The organism is Bacteroidota bacterium (genome assembly GCA_039714315.1).
GTDB lineage: Bacteria > Bacteroidota > Bacteroidia > Flavobacteriales > JADGDT01 > JADGDT01.
On record JBDLJM010000273.1, the window covers coordinates 1 to 1,519 of the forward strand.

General features: G+C 37.1%; 2 protein-coding genes. Both read right to left on the reverse strand.

Features of this window, described 5'->3' with window-relative positions:
* Positions 1–767, reverse strand: a 767-nt coding sequence (gene mazG / locus ABFR62_14280) for a nucleoside triphosphate pyrophosphohydrolase (protein ID MEN8139585.1), incomplete at its 3' end; no start/stop codon positions are given.
* 296 nt (positions 768–1,063) lie between these two features.
* Complete coding sequence (locus tag ABFR62_14285) at positions 1,064–1,498, reverse strand: DUF5606 domain-containing protein (GenBank protein ID MEN8139586.1); 435 nt, start codon at positions 1,496–1,498, stop codon at positions 1,064–1,066.
* Positions 1,499–1,519: the final 21 nt, after the last annotated feature.

Below are 1,519 nucleotides of genomic sequence, written 5' to 3' on the forward strand. Positions count from 1 at the left end.
CCTTTAGCTTGCTCCCAATAAACATCCATTTCCTCAAGTGACATCTCACTTAATACTCTTCCATTTTTTTCGGCTTGTGCTTCGATATACTGAAATCGTTTAATGAATTTTTTATTGGTTTTTTCGAGGGCATCTTCCGGATTTATTTTCATAAATCTGGCATAGTTTATCAATGAGAATAACAAATCGCCAAACTCTTCTTCCATTGCCGGTCTATCGTTATCGGCAACTGCCTGATGAAACTCTCCGGACTCCTCTTCTACTTTTTTCCACACATCTTCCGGATTATCCCATTCGAATCCAACTCCTTTTGCTTTATCCTGAATACGTGATGCTTTTACCATAGCCGGCAAAGATAGAGGCACACCTTCCAACACTGACTTTCTACCCTCTTTCAGCTTTAATTTTTCCCAATTTTGCTTTACTTCCTCAGCATCAACTACATTTACATCACCGTAAATATGCGGATGACGGAATATCAGCTTTTCGCTAATCGAATTTGCTACATCTGCTATATCGAAAACTCCTTTTTCTGATCCAATTTTCGAATAGAATACAATATGAAGTAAAATGTCGCCAAGTTCTTTTTTTACTTCTTCCAGATCGTTGTCTAATATTGCATCCCCAAGTTCATACACTTCCTCTATAGTTAAGTGACGAAGACTTTCTAATGTCTGTTTTTTATCCCATGGACAACCTGAACGTAAATCGTCCATAATATCAAGGAGACGTTCGAATGCTTTTAATTTATCTTGTTTTGTATTCATGTATTTATGGATCTTTTTATGTGCATATGATTCATATAGATATAATCACAATTTTAAATGCTCAATTAATCACCTTGATGGCAGCGGCACCGCGCAAATAGCAAAAGCTATTGAACAAAAATTCAACAGGGCTCTGAGTTTGCGAAGTGACATTGTTAAATTTATAGTGAAAAACTTTTGATATGCGCAGTATAGCGGACAGCCTGTCTGCCAATCCAGGCAGGCAGGATATAGCGCCAAAAAAACCGTATATCAACTGCGAATATACGGTCTTTAAAATTATTTTTGCGATATTTCTACTCTTCTGAAATTACATCAGCATCTTCGATTGTATCTTCTTCCTCATTGATTACGGCTACCAGTCCGGCTGCATGAAGTATGTTGTACCACTGGAAAACTTTCTTGATATCTGAGCTGTAAACTCTTTCCTCATCAAAGTTTGGAAGAACTTCGGCAAAATATTCCTTCAATACTTTTGCACTTTCCTTGTGACTTAAAGTAGGTCCTTCATTCTCTTTTTTGGCAATGTTCGAAAACACCTCTCTCAACGGCACTTCCTCTTCGTATGTGTACATCGCTATATCCTCTAACGAGCTAACATTATTAGTAGAATGTACCGGAAAACGCTTACCGTCGGCAAGAGATTCAACTATAAAACCACCTCTTGACTGAGATAATAATTTGAACAAACCGCCTTTTCCTGATATTGCAATAATTCCTTCAATGTTCATCTTTATATACTTTTATCTTTT